Here is a 525-nt window from a genome sequence, read left to right on the forward strand (position 1 = left end):
TCTGTCTCTTATACACAAATCCCCAAGCCTCTGCTTGGGGATTTTTTTGAACTAATTTTATGTTTCATGATCTGATCATCTAAGCAATAACAAGGATGATTAGAATGACTTATATAGAACCAACCCTCTGGGCACAAAAGCAATTTGGTCAAGCTCACCTCAATGACCCAAGACGTACTCAAAGACTCGTTGCCCTAGCTGCCTCTCTGGCCGAGCAACCTGGCGTACCGGTCTCGAAACTCATCATCTCCCCTGCAGATATGGAAGGGGCTTATCGCTTTATTCGTAATGAGCAAATCAAAGCAGAAGATATCGCTGAAGCGGGCTTTCATGTCACAGCGCAAGAGGCTTTAGAACAACAAACACTTCTTGCATTAGAAGATACGACTTCTCTAAGTTACTCCCATCGCAGCATACAAGATGAACTTGGGCACTCCAATCAAGGCAATCGAAATCGAGCTATGTTCATACACTCGACCTTACTTTTTGCTCCAGAAACTCAAGTGGTTGTTGGCTTAATTGAAC

Annotated in this window: 1 protein-coding gene; it reads left to right on the top strand. The window is 43.6% G+C overall.

The features are described from left to right. Nucleotides 1-104: 104 nt before the first annotated feature. The coding region (locus AACQ75_RS11555; protein ID WP_170889833.1) for an IS4/Tn5 family transposase DNA-binding protein at nucleotides 105-525 on the top strand (421 nt) is incomplete at its 3' end.

It is taken from the genome of Vibrio sp. B1-2 (genome assembly GCF_963888445.1).
GTDB classification, from domain to species: Bacteria; Pseudomonadota; Gammaproteobacteria; order Enterobacterales; family Vibrionaceae; genus Vibrio; species Vibrio anguillarum.